At 36.4% G+C, this 15,442-nt stretch carries 13 protein-coding genes; 5 read left to right on the forward strand and 8 right to left on the reverse strand.

Annotation, left to right across the window (positions count from 1 at the left end):
• Window position 1: 1 nt before the first annotated feature.
• From yihA to H9635_RS11270, 5 genes are all read right to left on the reverse strand, one after another.
• Entirely contained in the window at window positions 2–583 is a 582-nt protein-coding gene (yihA, locus tag H9635_RS11250) for a ribosome biogenesis GTP-binding protein YihA/YsxC (protein ID WP_191700376.1), read from the reverse strand.
• Window positions 583–2,925 carry an endopeptidase La gene (lon, locus tag H9635_RS11255; protein WP_191700377.1) on the reverse strand — a complete coding sequence of 781 codons (2,343 nt, stop codon included), beginning with the start codon at window positions 2,923–2,925 and terminating at the stop codon, window positions 583–585. Before lon ends, yihA begins: the two co-directional genes overlap by 1 nt.
• A gap of 156 nt (window positions 2,926–3,081) precedes the next feature.
• Complete coding sequence (clpX, locus tag H9635_RS11260) at window positions 3,082–4,353, reverse strand: ATP-dependent protease ATP-binding subunit ClpX (RefSeq protein WP_191700378.1); 1,272 nt, start codon at window positions 4,351–4,353, stop codon at window positions 3,082–3,084.
• A gap of 408 nt (window positions 4,354–4,761) precedes the next feature.
• Window positions 4,762–6,051, reverse strand: a complete 1,290-nt coding sequence (tig, locus tag H9635_RS11265; protein ID WP_191700379.1) for a trigger factor — start codon at window positions 6,049–6,051, stop codon at window positions 4,762–4,764.
• 109 nt (window positions 6,052–6,160) lie between these two features.
• Window positions 6,161–7,153, reverse strand: coding sequence for a DUF3196 domain-containing protein (locus H9635_RS11270; RefSeq protein WP_191700380.1), 993 nt, complete (start codon window positions 7,151–7,153; stop codon window positions 6,161–6,163).
• Window positions 7,154–7,413: 260 nt separating this feature from the next.
• On the opposite strand from H9635_RS11270, the gene H9635_RS11275 reads away from it, so the two are divergent.
• The 5 genes from H9635_RS11275 to nspC all read left to right on the forward strand — a co-directional run bounded on the left by H9635_RS11275 (window position 7,414) and on the right by nspC (window position 12,003).
• Window positions 7,414–7,872: a hypothetical protein gene (locus tag H9635_RS11275; protein ID WP_191700381.1), complete on the forward strand. Its 459-nt coding sequence runs from the start codon at window positions 7,414–7,416 to the stop codon at window positions 7,870–7,872.
• A 158-nt stretch (window positions 7,873–8,030) separates the two neighbouring features.
• On the forward strand, window positions 8,031–8,840 hold the full coding sequence (proC, locus tag H9635_RS11280; RefSeq protein WP_191700382.1) for a pyrroline-5-carboxylate reductase: 810 nt from the start codon (window positions 8,031–8,033) through the stop codon (window positions 8,838–8,840).
• A gap of 108 nt (window positions 8,841–8,948) precedes the next feature.
• Window positions 8,949–9,425, forward strand: a complete 477-nt coding sequence (locus H9635_RS11285) for a hypothetical protein (RefSeq protein ID WP_191700383.1) — start codon at window positions 8,949–8,951, stop codon at window positions 9,423–9,425.
• A gap of 158 nt (window positions 9,426–9,583) precedes the next feature.
• Complete coding sequence (locus tag H9635_RS11290) at window positions 9,584–10,813, forward strand: saccharopine dehydrogenase family protein (RefSeq protein ID WP_191700384.1); 1,230 nt, start codon at window positions 9,584–9,586, stop codon at window positions 10,811–10,813.
• A complete protein-coding gene (nspC, locus tag H9635_RS11295) occupies window positions 10,813–12,003 on the forward strand; it encodes a carboxynorspermidine decarboxylase (protein ID WP_191700385.1) in 1,191 nt (396 codons plus the stop codon). Before H9635_RS11290 ends, nspC begins: the two co-directional genes overlap by 1 nt.
• 40 nt (window positions 12,004–12,043) lie before the next feature.
• On the opposite strand, the gene H9635_RS11300 is transcribed toward nspC, so the two are convergent.
• The 3 genes from H9635_RS11300 to H9635_RS11310 form a co-directional block, all read right to left on the reverse strand.
• The gene (locus H9635_RS11300; protein WP_191700386.1) at window positions 12,044–13,177 is read right to left on the reverse strand and encodes a hypothetical protein; all 1,134 of its coding nucleotides are present in this window, start codon (window positions 13,175–13,177) and stop codon (window positions 12,044–12,046) included.
• Complete coding sequence (locus H9635_RS11305; protein ID WP_191700387.1) at window positions 13,164–13,661, reverse strand: RNA polymerase sigma factor; 498 nt, start codon at window positions 13,659–13,661, stop codon at window positions 13,164–13,166. The genes H9635_RS11300 and H9635_RS11305 overlap by 14 nt, the downstream gene beginning before the upstream one ends.
• Window positions 13,662–13,808: 147 nt before the next feature.
• Window positions 13,809–15,272 carry a protein adenylyltransferase SelO gene (locus H9635_RS11310; protein WP_191700388.1) on the reverse strand — a complete coding sequence of 488 codons (1,464 nt, stop codon included), beginning with the start codon at window positions 15,270–15,272 and terminating at the stop codon, window positions 13,809–13,811.
• Window positions 15,273–15,442: the final 170 nt, after the last annotated feature.

Raw genomic sequence — 15,442 nt, forward strand, 5'->3', positions numbered from 1 at the left:
ATTACATACGCGATTCAATTTCAGCCCATGCCTCTTCGAAGCCAAGACCTTTCTCTGAAGAAAACACGATTAATGGATCCTGTTTATCCATTTGCAACGTTTCTCGCACATGCTTTTTATGCTTATCCCATTTACCTTTCGGGATTTTGTCAGCCTTTGTCGCTACTACGATAACAGGAATATTATAATGCTTTAAGAAATCATACATCATACAGTCATCATTAGTGGGATTGTGACGAATATCAATAATTAATACAACGGCTCTTAATTGGTCGCGTCCCATGAAATATTTTTCAATCATTTTTCCCCATGCTGCACGTTCTGATTTTGAAACTTTTGCATAGCCGTATCCTGGAACGTCAACATAATAAAGTTGCTCTTCAATTTTATAGAAATTCAACTGTTGCGTTTTACCAGGCTTTGACGAAATACGTGCCATTGCTTTACGGCCAATCATACGATTAATAAACGAAGATTTGCCGACATTTGAACGACCCGCTAACGCAAATTCAGGTAGCCCGTCTTCCGGGAACTGTTCTGGTCGGACAAAACTGCCGATCATTTCAACGTTATGGACTTTCATTACTTTTTAAAACCTCCATCTAGTGCAAGAGCAAGAACTTCTTCCGCCTGTGACACTAGTTTAAATGTGAGTTGCTCACGAATTGTTTCTGGAATATCATCAATATCACGCTCATTGTCTTTCGGGATAATAATCGTCGTTAATCCTGCACGGTGAGCACTTAAAGATTTTTCCTTTAGGCCACCGATTGGTAATACCCGACCTCTTAAAGTTACTTCCCCTGTCATCCCAATTTCGCGTTTAATTGCTTTTCCAGTTATAGCTGAAACGATGGCTGTTGTCATCGTTATACCAGCTGAAGGACCATCCTTTGGCACTGCGCCTTCTGGAACATGGACGTGAATATCATGTTGATCAAAATAATCTGAATCAAGTCCTAAATTATCTGTTAATGTACGGACAAATGATAGTGCAATTTGTGCGGATTCCTTCATTACATCTCCAAGCTTCCCTGTTAGGATTAGTTTTCCTTTACCAGGTGTTAATGAAACCTCAATTTGTAAAGTATCGCCGCCAACAGTAGTGTAAGCAAGACCTGTTGCAACACCTACTTGATTTTCAAGCTCTGCTTGTCCGTAACGGAAGCGATGTTTGCCAAGCATATCCACTAATACTTTGGAGCTAACAGTCACTTTTTTCTTTTCACCTGAAACAATGATTTTTGCAGCTTTACGACAAACAGTTGCTACTTGTCGCTCTAATCCACGAACTCCTGCTTCACGTGTATAATAACGAATCAAATCCGTAATTGCTTCGTCTTTTATAACTAATTGAGCTTTCTTTAAACCATGTTCCTTCGTTTGTTTCGGAATTAAATGGTTTTTCGTAATTTCAATTTTTTCATACTCCGTATATCCGGCAATATTAATAATTTCCATACGATCAAGAAGTGGGCCAGGTATTGTGCTTAAATCATTTGCTGTTGCAATGAACAGTACATCCTGCAAGTTATATGGCTCTTCAATGAAGTGATCGCTAAACGTATTGTTTTGCTCAGGATCCAAAACTTCCAACATTGCAGCAGAAGGATCACCACGGAAATCATTTGACATTTTGTCAATTTCATCAAGTAAGAATACAGGGTTTGTTGTACCTGCTTTTTTCATTCCTTGAATAATACGGCCTGGCATAGCACCTACATACGTACGACGGTGACCGCGAATTTCCGATTCATCACGTACACCACCAAGTGAAACTCGGACAAATTTACGATCCAAGCTCTCTGCAATGGAACGTGCCAAACTTGTTTTACCAACACCTGGAGGTCCTGCTAAACAAAGAATAGGACCGCGTAATGAATTCATTAACTGACGGACTGATAAATATTCCAAAACACGCTCTTTTACTTTTTCTAAACCGTCGTGATCACGATTTAAAACTTCTTCAGCGTGAGCAATATCGATACGGTCTTCCGTTTTCTCTGTCCAAGGTATTGAAACAAGCCATTCCAGATAGTTACGAATAACACCACTTTCTGCACTTGCAGCAGGCAATTTTTCATAACGATCAAGCTCTTTTAACGCCACTTTTAATGTGGAATCAGGCATGCCTGAGCTATCAATTTTTTTGCGAAGGTCGGCAACTTCCCCTGTTTTCCCTTCACGATCACCAAGCTCTGTTTGAATTGCTTTCATTTGCTCACGTAAATAATATTCTTTTTGCGTGCGCTCCATCGCTTGCTTCACTTTTGTACTGATTTTTTTCTCGAGATTTAAAATCTCCTGCTCATCATGTAGACGAATCATTAAGTGGTCTAAACGTTTCTTAATGTTAGTGATGTCTAACACTTCCTGCTTCTCATTAATTTTAAATGGTAAATGAGAGGCAATTACATCCGCTAATCGACCTGGTTCTTCAATATCGAGAACAGATTCGATTGTTTCAGTTGTAATTTTATTTGATGATTTTGCATATTTTTCGAAATAAGATAGAACTGTACGCATTAAAGCTTCTGTTTCGGAATCTTTAAATTGATCGTCTTCAAATATTTCCAAATCTGCAATTGCAAATTTTTCAGCATCTTTGTAACTTACCATTTCCGCACGGTTTAAACCTTCAACCAATATGCGTAATGTGCCGTTTGGAAGCTTTAGCATTTGTTTAACTTTCGCTAAAGTACCCATTTTATAAAGATCTGATTTTACGGGTGAATCAACACGTAAATCCTTTTGAGTTACTAAAAAGATTATACTGTCTCCAAGCATCGCATGTTCAAGTGCAGCAATGGAACGTTCTCTACCAACATCAATATGTAAAACCATTGTTGGGTAGACAAGAAGTCCTCTTAACGGTAAAACTGGCATATTTGATAATTTTTTTGTCACGCGGGTATTCACCTCCATCCAAATCTTAAAAACAACCCGCATTATAAGTATGTGTCAGCTATTCATAAAATTTTCATCCAACCAATATGTATATCCTTTTTGTAAGAAAAAGCTGACTTTGGACTTGCTTAAGAAGTCTAAGTCAGCTACATAATTGGAAACATTCAGCAAAAATTATGCTGAGGTTTTTTCGTTATCATCTTTTTTCAATACTGAACCATCATCCAAAATTAATTTTGGCTCTGCTTTATCACGAATTGTCTCTGCCGTGATGACACATTTTTTAATGTCTTCACGTGAAGGTAATTCAAACATAACGTCCAGCATTGTTACTTCGATAATAGAACGAAGTCCACGAGCACCTGTTTTACGTTCGATCGCTAATTTTGCAATTTCAACTAATGCCTCATCTTCAAACTCAAGCTCAACATTATCCAGTTCTAGCATTTTTTGATATTGTTTTGCCAAAGCGTTTTTAGGCTCTGTTAAAATTTGAACTAACGCATCTACATTTAACTGCTCTAACGTTGCCAATACTGGTAAACGACCGATAAATTCTGGAATAAGTCCAAATTTCAATAAGTCTTCCGGAATTAATTGGGACATGATAGAAGCATCTTCATCAACACCGTTATTTATAGTAGAAGCAAATCCGATTACTTTCTCACCTTGACGACGTTTAATAATCGTCTCGATTCCATCAAACGCTCCACCAACAATGAAAAGAATGTTTGATGTATCAATTTGTAAAAACTCTTGGTGTGGATGCTTACGACCGCCTTGTGGAGGAACGCTAGCTACAGTACCTTCTAGAATTTTAAGTAAAGCTTGTTGTACACCTTCACCTGATACATCGCGTGTAATTGAAGGATTTTCAGATTTACGAGCCACTTTATCAATCTCGTCAATATAAATAATCCCTTTTTCGGCACGCTCAATATCATAATCAGCAGCTTGGATTAATTTTAAAAGAATATTTTCAACATCCTCACCAACATAACCTGCTTCAGTTAAGCTTGTTGCGTCAGCAATCGCGAATGGTACATTTAAAATACGTGCCAATGTTTGAGCAAGTAAAGTTTTACCGCTACCAGTTGGGCCGATTAAAACAATATTTGATTTCGATAATTCAACATCGTCAATTTTCGAATTTGAATTAATACGTTTATAGTGATTATAAACAGCAACTGCCAAAGCTTTTTTTGCCCGTTCTTGTCCGATAACATATTCACCTAATATATTTAAAATTTCTTTAGGCTTCGGAATATCTTTGAACTCAATTTCCTCTTCGATTCCTAGTTCTTCTACTACGATCTCTGAGCAAAGCTCGATACATTCGTCACAAATATATACGCCTGGTCCTGCAACCAGTTTACGAACTTGTTCTTGTGGCTTACCACAAAAAGAGCATTTTAAATTGCCTTTTTCATCATTAAATTTAAACAATTTGGTTCACCCCTATTCAAGCAACAATCTTACAAGATTCTAGTTGTTTTATCAAATAAATTGATTGCATATTGTTACTGTCTTAATTTATGTCTTATGAATTTCACGTTAGTGCTTTAACATTCATTGGATTTTATTGTATCTTTTTCTCCACAAATATTCAAATACCCTAACAATTATATGTATGTATTCAAATCACATTTAACCTATATTATCTTTTTAAATTTTTAAGTGATAAAACAAGGCACGGAAAAACCGCACCTTGTTAAAATTTTGATTTAATTTATTTATTACTAGCTAACTCATATATAAAAAGATGGTAGCCCAGTGATTAAACTAATAATAATCGACAATGTTAATAGTTAGCCATGGTTATTAAACAAAGTACGTTTCAATAAATTAAATAAATTAGTTAGTAATTTTAGCGTTTTCAACTAGGAATTCAACTGTTTTTTGTGTACGGATATCGTTCTCAAGAACTTTTGTTCCGCCTAAAGCAGTTAAAATTTGGTCATTTGACATACCAAATTGTGCAGCCATTTTTTCAAGCTCAACATTGATGTCTTCTTCAGTTACTTCAATATTTTCTGCTTGACCAATCGCTTCCAACACTAATGTTACACGAACACGGTTTGCAGCTTCTTCAGCCATTTGAGTGCGTAATGCTTCTTCGTCTTGACCAGAGAATTGGTAGTATAAATCTAAGTTCATACCTTGCATTTGTAAGCGTTGACCAAACTCTTGTACCATACGGTCTACTTCTGTGTTGATCATACCTTGTGGAATTTCAACTTCTGCATTAGCAGCTGCTTTTTCTACAAGTTCATCACGTAATGATGCTTCAGAATCAGCTTCTTTGTTAGCTAAAGTAGTTTCTTTTAATTTTGTACGTAAAGCTTCTACTGTTTCAACTTCTGGGTCCATTTCTTTTGCGAACTCATCTGTTAAGTCAGGTAATACTTTAGTTTTTACTTCTTTAACTGTTACTACGAATTTCGCTTCTTTACCAGCTAATTCAGCAGCATGGTACTCTTCAGGGAAAGTAACTACAACATCTTTAGTTTCGCCAGTTTTAGCGCCTACTAATTGCTCTTCGAAACCTGGAATGAATGATCCAGAACCGATTTCTAATGCGTAATCTTCACCTTTACCACCTTCAAATGCTTCTTCGCCTACGAAACCTTCGAAATCGATAACAGCAGTGTCGCCTTCAACGATTGCTTCATCTTCTTTGATTTCAAGTTCAGCTTTTTTAGCTAATTGAGCATCGATTAAAGATTGAACTTCTTCGTCAGTTACTTCTGTAGCTTGTTTAGTTACTTCTAAACCTTTATATTCGCCTAATTTTGGTTCTGGTTTCACAGTTACTGTTGCAGTGTAAGTGAAGTCAGTACCTTTAGCGAAGTTTTCTGTACCAGCGATTTCTGGGTAATCAACTGGCTCAATACCAGCTTCATCTAAAGCAACTGGGTATGAAGAGTTGATAACGATTTCTAAAGCATCTTGGTAAAGAGCTTCTACACCGTACATTTTTTCGAATACATTACGAGGCATTTTCCCTTTACGGAAACCAGGTACGTTAATTTGTTTTACTACTTTTTTAAAAGCTTGGTCTAAAGCTTTATCAACTTCTGCTGCTTCTACAGTAACAGTTAATAAACCTTCGTTACCTTCTTGTTTTTCCCATTTTACTGACATATATATTACCTCCAAAGTTAACATTCGTTTGAATAAACAAACTCGTCATATATATTGTTTGACAACCATTTTAGTATAACATAGATGAACAATGTTTCAACTTTTTTCACTACTCTTGTAAATCTGATATTTTTTCTATGTTCTGTAAAAATTCTACTATTTCACCGTTGATTTCCACAGTTTCACCAAACATGGATTTAACAAATTCAATATAACTTAGTGCAACATCCTCGCTTCGGAAAATAGTCCATTCGAACGGATAAAGGACAATGGCATGCTTAGCCATTAATTGCTGCACAAACTCCAGTGTAGAGGGTTCTTGTAATAGTGTTTCCGTTATAATCGCTGCAATTTCCTCATATTGGGGCATTTTTGTTGGCAAAGGTAATTCTGCCGGATTGATCTCCCTTATCATGTTAAATTTAGCTATATTCAAATCCAGATTAACTTCCTGTTCCACCAGCAAAATAAGCAACAAACTTTGAATAAAAGGGTGCACATTTTCTGATTCAATAACGGCTTTAATTTCTGTTATATATGGACGAATATTCATTTCAGGCAGCTCATTTATCAACATCAGCTGTTCTTGTACAGATAACTTCAGGAACTCACTTGCGATAATATCAAAATTCTCTTCAATATCGGCTAATGGAGGAGACTGTAACTGAGATTCCTGGTTTTCTGCTATATGCGCATTTAAGTTTTTTAAACGCTCAAACTTTTCGACTTCATGCTCTGGTATTAACTCTTCATCAAACAATGATTCAATAATTTTCTCCACTTGTTTAAATTGGCGCAATTGCATACAAATTGTTAAGTAAAGTTCCATCACTTCAAAATACATACTTGGACCAATTGCCAATAGTTCTTCACATATTTGTTTTGCCCTTTCAAAATTTTTTACTTCATATAAAGAATAGGCAAAAACACTAAGTGATAATTCATCCCCTTCTCCTAATAGCAATGCTTGCTCAAATAATTCATTCGCTTCTTTATAATGGAACGTCTCGGCTAAATGTTTCGCTTCATTAAATAGTCGATCTACTGTACCCGGAAATAAAATTACTTTTCTTTTGTTTGTGTTGTTACTGTTTTCTTTCATCGTAATCACTCCATTGATGACAAAGGTAATCTTCGCATCCTTTATCAATTGCACTTATTTTAACGTTGTTACCATATTTCAACAATATGTTCACAAAATTTATACTTATATTAATTTACAATACTAAAAAAAGTTATATACTAAGTACTAGTATTTTTGAAATTCTCGCTATTATTTAAGGCTCTAATTCAATATTCCCATTCTACTTAGTAAATAATCGTAGTAAAAAACATCCACTATTCATAAAAGGAGTGTCTATTATGGTAGTACTATCGGAAAATGTACTGCTACATTTTAAAAATCGGTTCGAAAATTCATTGGAAAAGCTGCCGATTAGTGTAGTAAGTCGAAGTACAGCAATTGTAAACGATGTAGAGTATCCAGTAAAATTTGATTTCATAACGGAAACGATTGTTGATTATAAAGGACAAAGCGTAACTACTTATATTATTGAAATCGAAGGAACAATTCCAGGGACGATTAAAATTGGATCCATCACGGTTTTACCTCAGCACATACACCTTACCTGTGAATACGAAATTTTAACGATTACAAATAATGAACTAAAAAAGTTAGTAACAAATGATAAGCCGTTGTTATTATACAGTGAGTGGCTATTAGAAGCGATCGAAAATGAAATATTAGTCTTGGAAGTAAAAGCCGACAATGATCAACTAGTCGACTGGCCTGTCGGGATTAAAAACGCATATTTTTTATAAAATAATAGAGTACATAGCATTCACCATCTTCCTTAAATAGAAAGATGGTGAATTTTTTTGATCTTTTTTGCTGATAATACGTTCTATTTGCATTGAACTTTCAGTGCTGTATACTAAGCGCTATGCATATTTTTAATGAATGAAAGTGGGATATATTTATGAAATTCGGATTTATCGGTCTTGGAAACATGGCCAACGCGATTATTAATGGAATGATTACAAGTGGACAATTTAATGCTACAGATGTATATGGGATTAATCGTAGCATCGAAAAAACAGAGGCACTCATCAGCCAATATGGGATCCAAACTGCAGATTCAATAGAGCATCTCATGTCACAAGTAGATGTCGTTATTATTGCAGTAAAGCCTCAAATGTTTGATCAAGTAATTCCAGCAATTCAACAAAATTTAAAGAGCAATCATATTGTTATTTCGATTGCTGCCGGAAAATCACTTGACTATTTACATCGTGAGCTTGGGGTACAGACGCCTATTTTCCGTGTCATGCCTAATATAAATTCAACTATTGGCGCATCTACAAGCTGTTTTTCAACAATCATAGGAAATGACGAACAAAAAGCTATTGTTGAAAAGCTGTTTGCTACAGTAGGAACGATTGATGAACTTCCTGAAGAATTATTTTCAATATTTACTACGATTGGTTGCGCCTCCCCGGCCTTTACTTACCTGTACATTGATTCGTTGGCACGTGCTGCTGTCCGCGAAGGTATGCCAAAAGATATGGCACTTAAAATTGCAGCAAGTTCTGTATTGGGTAGTGCTAAAATGGTATTACAATCTGACTCCCACCCATGGCAATTAATCGATCAAGTATGCTCTCCAGGTGGAACGACAATTCAAGGTGTCACATCCCTGCAAGTGAACCATTTCGAAAGTACAATATATGAAGCAGTTGATGCCGTTACAAACCGCGATACTGTTCTTCAAAAGCAAACAGTTAAATAGTCTATTACCTAGTGAAATCAAATTTCACTAGGTTTTTTCATCTTGCTTTACTTTTTTATCATAGTATAATTACCTTTATTTAGTAAATCATTCAATAAGAGGTGTATCATGACTTTAACGTTGCGAGTCTTAGCCATTATCCTATTCAGTTCCTTTCTTATTTCCGCTTCAAGTGAAGCAGCAACCGGTGAAAAAGGGCATGCACTTCAATACCAATATGAAATAATAGAACAAAACGATAAAATTTTTTGGAACATTCAGTTTGAAGATCAATTTCTGCAGATTAAAGAAAGTGAAAAATCTGCTGAAGCCTTGTTGCAGTTCAGAAGCTTGATTGAACAGGCTACAAGTAACGTTCTACCATTAATCTTTTATAGTTGCTTTATATTATTTACAATCGTTTTGACAGTAACATTCATACTAACTAAACCAAAGCGCTTAAAACACCCACTCTATTTGAGTTGCGTCTTCATCTCTTGCCTGTTCCTGTTCAAAAGTTATTCCTACTATGAAATCCTTCAGCATACTAAAGCTAATTTACGCTATTATTATCTATTGCTTGAAATGATTAATTCTTCTCATTAACATGTAAAACAACTATGTTTTGCATGTTTTTATAATTATCTCTAAAACTTGTAAAAAAATACGAGAACATAATTGCTAAGTCACGTACTATTCTATATAATCAATCTTGTTTCAAATTGAAACACAATTAAATTATAGATTGGGAGCGTGACAAGAAATTGGGTAAAGCATTGATTATTGGAGCTGGCGGTGTAGCTAGCGTTGTCGTACATAAATGTGTACAAAACTCAGAAGTATTCGAAGAGATTATGATCGCAAGTCGAACAAAGTCTAAATGTGATGCTTTAAAAGAAAAATTAGATGGTGGAAAAACGATTATTCATACAGCACAAGTGGATGCGGATAACACCGAGGAACTAATTGACTTAATCAATGGATTTAATCCAGATGTGGTGATCAATGTAGCTTTACCATATCAAGACTTAACTATTATGGATGCATGTTTAGCAACTAAGACTCATTATGTAGATACAGCAAACTACGAGCCTTTAGATACTGCTAAATTCGAATATAAATGGCAATGGGCGTATAAAGAACGTTTTGAAGAAGCAGGCATTACTGCGCTTCTAGGTTCAGGTTTTGACCCAGGTGTAACAGGCGTATTCACAGCGCATGCACAAAAGCATCATTTCGATGAAATTCATTACATCGATATCGTTGATGCTAATGGTGGAGACCACGGACTTCCATTCGCAACAAACTTCAACCCGGAAATCAACATTCGCGAAATTACTGCGAACGGTCGTTTCTGGAAAGATGGCGAGTGGGTTGAAACGGAGCCTTTAGAATATAAAACAGTTTATAACTTACCGGAAATCGGTGAAAAAGATTGCTACCTTCTATACCATGAAGAATTAGAATCTTTAGCGAAAAACATTAAAGGTTTAAAACAAATCCGCTTCTGGATGACGTTTGGCGAAAAATACTTAACACATTTAAACGTTCTAGAAAATGTAGGTATGACTTCAATTGAGCCAATCGAATTCCAAGGACAAATGATTCAGCCAATCCAATTTTTAAAAGCTGTTTTACCAGATCCAGCAACACTTGGACCTCTTACAAAAGGTAAAACAAACATCGGCTGTATCGTTCGCGGTATTAAAGACGGTAAAGAAAAAACTTACTATGTATACAATGTATGTGATCACCAAGAATGCTACAGAGAAGTTGGCTCACAGGCGATTTCTTACACAACTGGTGTACCGGCAATGATCGGCGCTATGCTTGTAATGAACGGCGAATGGCAAAAACCAGGTGTATGGAATGTGGAAGACTTCAATCCAGATCCATTCATGGACGCTTTAAACAAATGGGGCTTACCATGGCACGAAACTGAAAATCCTGAATTAATCGACTTAGAATTCACTTCTAACGGAGTAACAAAATAATGGCTGATGTAAAAATGAAGAAGCCTATTATGGAGGAAGCTTTAGCAGAAGAAACGGGCATCGATTGGTCACAGGCTCCGTCTCCGGCATTCGTAGTTGACGAGCGATTACTCGAGCGCAATTTAAAGCTATTAAAATCTGTACAGGATCGTACAAATTGTGATATTTTACTTGCACTTAAAGGGTTTTCAATGTGGTCAACATTTCCGATGGCGCGCAATTATTTAGCTGGCATTACGTCTTCTTCATTATTCGAAGCACGTCTTGGCTATGAAGAATTCGGTAAGGAAGTACATGCTTATGCCCCTGCTTATGCAGAACATGAAATTGATGAATATTTAACATATGTCGACCATATTGTATTTAACTCTTTTGATCAGTTAAATAAATATAAAGACAAAGTGTTGAATCATGAGAAAAATATTTCAATCGGCTTACGTGTAAACCCGGGCTATTCAGAGGTGGAAACACCACTTTATGATCCATGCTACATTAATTCACGTTTAGGTATCCCGTTTGAATCATTCCAGCCAGATGAGCTAGACGGTGTGGAAGGTATTCATTTCCACGCTATGTGTGAGCAGGGTGCGGAAGTGCTGGAACGTATTTTAGTTCATTTTGAAGAAAAATACGGAAAGTACTTACACCAGATGAAATGGATTAACTTCGGTGGTGGTCATCATATTACGAAACCGGGTTATAACGTAGAACTTTTAGTGTCGTTAATTAATCGTATTCAGGAAACATATGATGTGAAAGTAATTTTAGAGCCAGGTGAAGCAATTGCACTGAATACAGGTTATTTAGTAGCAACAGTGCTTGATATCGTTCATAACGGTATGGAGCTTGCAATCGTAGACTCTTCTGCTACTTGTCATATGCCGGATACGCTTGAGATGCCATACCGCGCACATATTATCGGTTCTGGTCAACCAAATGAAAAAGCATATACGTACCGCTTAGGTGGTATGACATGCTTAGCTGGCGATATTATTGGAGATTACTCATTCGATGAGCCACTTAAAGCAGGCGACAAAATCGTCTTTACTGACATGGCCCATTATACAATGGTAAAAACGCATATGTTCAACGGTGTGAACTTGCCGAGTATTTGCACGTACAATGATGAACAAGGAATAAAAGTTATTCGTTCATTCCAGTTTGAAGATTATAAAGGTCGCTTATCATAAGAAAAAGCAGAAACGTTTTATTGCGTTTCTGCTTTTTTCTTTATTCAAGCGGAATATAAATAGGCCGACTAAACGATGGCTGCCATATTCCTTGCTCATTTTTTTCCATTCTCACTTCTGCAGGTAATCCATTTTCCCCAGTATAAACCACCCAGCCTTCTGTTTCTGAGCGCACTTCAAAGGTTGCCTTTTCTATACCATTAAAGCCACTTGCAATCATTAAACGATTTAGTTCTGGTGTATATAACTGTTGACGGACAGCTTTTGTTGTTTCATAATACTGCTTTACTTCAATAGTGTGTTTATTTTCAACATTTGTAAAAAGGGCTTCATATGTTTCATAATCTTGTTCACTTTCACTTAATAAAAACATTTTTGTAATCGCAATGGGTGAAATACCACGCAAGCGTTCCAAATCATAATCCGTTTTAAATTCCTCATAAACAGCTTGTTCTTCAGGTGTCAATGTAAGCGCTAATTCATCTGGAGCATAAATAGCAGTCACCTTGCCGGCTAGTTGAGTATCCTTAATTTTTAATAATTGCTGATGGTCTTCTTTATTGTAAACAAGCAGCTCGTCCTTAGCGGTATCTACCGTTTCATTGGCAAAAGGTGTGAATTGTATACCCCACTCATAAAAATAATACGGGTTTTTAAAGGGATCTTTCTGTTCTGCCTCCCCTATTTTCTTTCCAAGCCCTCGGACAGTTAATATCGTACCATTTACTCGAATTTGCCCTTCATCCATTGTCACCGAATCATTCGCTAAACCGAGCACTGTTGATACAACGATTCCCTCAGGACCGTAATATGCTACATAATCTCCATATGTAATTTTGGCCTCTTCGTCTATCACCATCCGAAAGCCATGCAGCATCCATTGTTCACCTAGTAGATACGCGGTTTTGGGTTTAATCACCTCTAACGCAGTAACATCCTTAATAATTGGCAATAGTGGATCTCCTTCATTCGCTGTCTGGACACTTTGCTTTGGGGCGAACTGAGCATATACTATCATTCCAATTAAACAGCACATTGCAACAGAAACCGATAGTACTTGCCAATTGCGTTTTTTCGGCTTTCGCTTCGTCTGTAACAATCGCTGCTTGAGCTCAGTTGTATAAGGTGCATCCTGCTGCAATTCCCGCTTCAGCTGATTTTTAAATTCCTTCATAAAATAGCGCCTCCAATTCCTGATCATTTTTTAAAAGCTCTCTCGCCCGACGAATTCTTGTACGAACGGTATTTTGTGAAACCATGAGTAAATCAGCAATTTCTGATACCTCAAATTCCTCATAGTAAAATAAAATAATGACCTCACGATAATGAACAGGCAAGGCGAAAATATGTTGTTTTAATGTTGTGAAAGCTTCTATCTCTAAATATGCTTGTTCACTTGAAGGTACATTTTTACGGATTGGTATTAATTTTGTTAGAAGTGCTTTTCTCTTTTGTTTGCGTAGCTCATCATGACAACAATTAATCGCTATACGAGTTAAATAGGTTTTCAGTGAAGCTTCACTACGGAAATTTTCTTTATGTAATAGAAACTTCATTAAGACGTCCTGTGTAATTTCCTCTGCAATTTGACGATCCTTTACGTATAAATAGCTAAAATGATATAAATATTCTCCATATTGTTCTACAATTTCCTCCACCGACCACTCACCTCTTTTCAATTCTACAACTTAGACGTTTGCTTTTTAAAAAATTGTTCAAAATCTTCCATAATAATTTCTTCAAGGCTAATTATGATACAAAAAAAGAGCACGGTTTCAACTTTAACGTTGTACCGCGCTCGATTTTTATGTGCCGCAATAGCTGACAAATGGTGGTTCTTCATCTGTTGGCGGCTGTGTATATTTTGAAAACTGTTCATTTGTATCATAGGGATTTGATAAGACTTGAAGCATTTCGGCAAACATTGAAGGATTGCCTGCAATAAATTCTTCTATAGCTTGTTCTACTAAATGATTTCTTGGAATTACGGAAGGATTAACCGATTTCATCACCTGTAAAGTTTCTTCTTTTGTCATGTCCTGTTGATCAATACGCTCGAACCAGGCTTTTTCCCATTGTTTGAACTGTTCTGATTGGAATAATTTATTGTTTGGTCGTTCTCCCTCTGCCAATGAACGAAACGTATTCGTATAGTCCGCTTCATTGTATTCCATTAACTGAAGCAAATCGTTAATAAGCTGTTCATCCTGATCACCCGGATAGAGAAGTCCGAGCTTTTCACGCATTTCACTATAATAATGTACTTCATAAACAGAAGGGAATTTTTCTAGAATACCTTGTGCTAAACGAACCGCCTCTTCTTCATCCTCATGAATTATTGGCAATAAACTTTCTGCAAATCGTGTTAAATTCCAAGCAGCAATTGCAGGTTGGTTACCATAAGCATAACGTCCTTGAGTATCAATTGAACTAAATACAGTAGATGTGTCATACGTATCCATAAAAGCACATGGACCATAATCTATTGTTTCACCGCTTATTGTCATGTTATCCGTATTCATTACACCGTGAATAAAGCCAACACTTTGCCATTTTGCAATTAGTGCCGCTTGCTTTTCTAATACAGTTTCTAATAATGCAATATAAGGATTATCTACTTTACGAATCTTAGGATAGTGCCGGTCTATCGCATAATCCGCTAATGCTTTTACGTCAGACAATTCTCCAAATTGAGCTGCATATTGAAATGTACCGACGCGCAAATGACTAGCCGCTATACGGGTTAAAACAGCACCATGAAGTGCTTTTTCACGATAAATAACATCCCCTGTTGCAGCAATCGCTAAGCTACGTGTGGTAGGAATTGAAAGTGCATGCATCGCTTCGCTAATAATAAATTCTCTCAACATTGGACCTAATGCCGCTCTTCCGTCTCCCCCTCGTGAATACGGTGTGCGCCCTGAGCCTTTTAATTGAATATCATAGCGTTCCCCATCTTTTGTAATATGCTCGCCAATTAATAGTGCTCGTCCATCTCCTAACATATTGAAATGGCCAAATTGATGTCCCGCATATGCTTGGGCAATTTGCGCTGCCCCTGAAGGCATTTCATGTCCGGCTAAAATTGCCGCCCCTTGCTCTTTTAATTCATTTGCATCTAAATCCATTCTATCTGCTAGCGTACGATTAAAAAGGACAATCGCTGGTGCAGTAACTTTATTTGCCGCTATCTCGGTATAAAACATTTGTGGCAAATTCATATAACTATTATCAAAACGAAAACCAAAATTGTCTTCTTTTTCTGTCATTGTTTTTCGCCTCATTTCTTTTAGTTGATACATTTATTATAAACCTTTTAAGATTAGTTAACCAAAATCCGGTCTTTTAAAACGAAAACTGTAATCTAGTCTCATTTTAGTTAACCAAAAATAAATTTTAGTTGACACAACTCGTTTTACATTTTATATTTACGTTAACC

It is taken from the genome of Solibacillus faecavium, from assembly GCF_014836905.1.
Classification (GTDB): Bacteria; Bacillota; Bacilli; order Bacillales_A; family Planococcaceae; genus Solibacillus; species Solibacillus faecavium.

Coding starts and splice junctions, on each gene's coding strand:
- H9635_RS11285 (WP_191700383.1), top strand. CDS start 8,949: ATGACTTTAACGTTGCGAGTCTTAGCCATTATCCTATTCAGTTCCTTT.
- H9635_RS11270 (WP_191700380.1), bottom strand. CDS start 7,153: ATGAAAGAAAACAGTAACAACACAAACAAAAGAAAAGTAATTTTATTT.
- H9635_RS11300 (WP_191700386.1), bottom strand. CDS start 13,177: ATGAAGGAATTTAAAAATCAGCTGAAGCGGGAATTGCAGCAGGATGCA.
- lon (WP_191700377.1), bottom strand. CDS start 2,925: ATGGAGGTGAATACCCGCGTGACAAAAAAATTATCAAATATGCCAGTT.
- H9635_RS11310 (WP_191700388.1), bottom strand. CDS start 15,272: ATGACAGAAAAAGAAGACAATTTTGGTTTTCGTTTTGATAATAGTTAT.
- proC (WP_191700382.1), top strand. CDS start 8,031: ATGAAATTCGGATTTATCGGTCTTGGAAACATGGCCAACGCGATTATT.
- H9635_RS11275 (WP_191700381.1), top strand. CDS start 7,414: ATGGTAGTACTATCGGAAAATGTACTGCTACATTTTAAAAATCGGTTC.
- tig (WP_191700379.1), bottom strand. CDS start 6,051: ATGTCAGTAAAATGGGAAAAACAAGAAGGTAACGAAGGTTTATTAACT.
- nspC (WP_191700385.1), top strand. CDS start 10,813: ATGGCTGATGTAAAAATGAAGAAGCCTATTATGGAGGAAGCTTTAGCA.
- yihA (WP_191700376.1), bottom strand. CDS start 583: ATGAAAGTCCATAACGTTGAAATGATCGGCAGTTTTGTCCGACCAGAA.